Consider the following 2,074-nt stretch of genomic DNA (forward strand, 5'->3'; position numbering starts at 1 on the left):
TGCGAGCCTCGCGCGTTCTTGAATTTCCAGCCATCCGTAAGAAGTAATTTTTCAACTTCTCGAAAGGTCATTGTCCTCACCTCTTGATTATATTATACGCATAATACGCATAAAAGTCAAGCGTTTTTCTTAAAATTTTAAATATTTTTTCAAGCTCATGCCTTATGGCGTGGGCTTTTCTTATGCTCATTTTGAGGTGATATGCGTGGAAAAAGAAAAGCTTATAGGCGAATACCAGGCCGATCTCAAAAAGGTAATGGACCGAATAGAGGAGGCGCTGGCAAACAGAAAGGAATGCATGAGCACAGAAGGGCGCAAGCGTCTTGCTCTTCTGTATGGCATGCGAAATAGCCTCTGTTTCTCCCTGAAGGAATTGACAAAGGATTGATATTTATTTTAAAGCGTGGTGGTGATGTGTGGCAAAAGGAAAATATGAATATTGGTTAAAAAGGGAAGGCTTGATGTTGCTGGAGGGCTGGGCCCGGGATGGCCTGACCGATGAACAGATTGCGAACAATTGCGGGATCACAGCTTCAACTTTGTATGACTGGAAAAAGCGCTTTACTGAGATTTCGGACACCCTAAAAAGAGGCAAAGAGGTAGTCGATTATGAGGTTGAAAATGCGTTACTGAATAAGGCGCTGAGCGGCGATACCACCGCTCAGATTTTTTGGCTTAAAAACCGCAGGCCAGCCAGATGGCGGGATAAACCTGTAGAACAAAACAGTGATGGAGGCGTTCAGATCATTGACGACGTGTAAAATATCAGAGCTTCTTTCCCCCGCTTTTTATGAGATTCACCGAGCGATCAAGGCTGAAAAAATCAACGAGCTTGTCGCCAAGGGCGGCCGTGGATCCACTAAATCAAGCGCAATAGGCGGGATAGAGCTGCCATTGATGTTACTGAAACACTCGGACTGCCATGCTGTTGTATTGAGAAAGTACGGCAATACCCTGCGATCCAGTGTTTACGCCCAAGTGTGCTGGGGTATTTCCGCGCTTGGCTTGACCAATAAATTTAAGTGTACCGTCAGCCCTATGGAAATCACCTGCTTGCTCACGGGTCAAAAAATTTATTTTTTTGGTCTGGACGATCCGGGAAAGCTGAAATCTATCAAAGTGCCCTTTGGATATATCGGCATTGTATGGTTTGAGGAGCTGGATCAATTTGACAGTCCGGAACAAGTGCGGAATGTTGAACAAAGTTGTTTGCGTGGAGGCCCCTTCTCCTTCACCTTCAAGAGCTTCAACCCCCCTGCAATGGCACGAAATTGGGCAAATCGGTATGTGTTGGAAGAGAAGCCCGGAAAGCTTGTCCACCATTCCACCTATCTGACAACACCCCGGGAGTGGCTTGGTCCGCGGTTCTTAGCCGACGCTGAGCACCTGAAGGAAAAGAACGAAACAGCGTACCGCCATGAATATTTAGGTGAAGTGGTAGGCAGCGGCTCTGCGGTTTTTGAGAATTTAAAGCTTGAACCGATCCCGGATGAGATGGTCCGGTCCTTTGACCGGCGCCTGGGCGGTTCTGGACAGGCGGAGGCCGGCGTCTCCATTCAAAAAGGCGACCTTGTGAAAATTGCCCCCGGCGCGGTCTATTACAACGGCGCGGCAATCCCGTCCTGGGTAAAGAATCAAAGCTGGTATGTGTCTCAAGTCAGCGGGGATCGGGCTGTGATTGACAAGAACGAAAGCGGGACAAGCTCCATATGCAGCCCGGTAAATACAAAGTATCTGTCGGCAGCCGGCAGCACGGGCGCCGCGCCCGCCCCTTCCGAGCCGAAAAAGATCGAGGCGGGCGGCAAGGTGAAGGTAACCGGCAGCCAATACACCAACGGCGTGGCGATTCCCTCCTATGTTAAAGGGAACACCTACACGGTCCAGCAGGTCAAGAGCGACCGGGTACTGCTGAAGGAGATTTATTCCTGGGTCCCCCTGAGCGGCGTGCAGGCCGTATAAGGGAGGCGCAAATGGAATGGCTTAAGGGTATTTCGGATATTTGCTCCTATTTGTCTATTATTGGGACGCTGCTTGCAGTGGCGTTCAAGGGGGCGGCATACCTCCGGCGGATGAA

General features: G+C 49.6%; 3 protein-coding genes. All 3 read left to right on the forward strand.

Features of this window, described 5'->3' with window-relative positions; genetic code table 11:
* The first annotated feature begins 205 nt into the window (after positions 1-205).
* From DPQ25_RS14160 to DPQ25_RS14170, 3 genes are read left to right on the forward strand one after another with little or no spacing between them, the layout of a single operon-like run.
* The gene (locus tag DPQ25_RS14160; protein ID WP_146740577.1) at positions 206-388 is read left to right on the forward strand and encodes a hypothetical protein; all 183 of its coding nucleotides are present in this window, start codon (positions 206-208) and stop codon (positions 386-388) included.
* Between the two features lie 28 nt (positions 389-416).
* A complete protein-coding gene (locus tag DPQ25_RS14165; protein WP_112333822.1) occupies positions 417-761 on the forward strand; it encodes a helix-turn-helix domain-containing protein in 345 nt (114 codons plus the stop codon).
* On the forward strand, positions 748-1,959 hold the full coding sequence (locus DPQ25_RS14170) for a PBSX family phage terminase large subunit (protein ID WP_207657319.1): 1,212 nt from the start codon (positions 748-750) through the stop codon (positions 1,957-1,959). Before DPQ25_RS14165 ends, DPQ25_RS14170 begins: the two co-directional genes overlap by 14 nt.
* Positions 1,960-2,074: the final 115 nt, after the last annotated feature.

This window comes from Hydrogeniiclostridium mannosilyticum (assembly GCF_003268275.1).
In the GTDB taxonomy this organism is placed as follows: Bacteria; Bacillota; Clostridia; order Oscillospirales; family Acutalibacteraceae; genus Hydrogeniiclostridium; species Hydrogeniiclostridium mannosilyticum.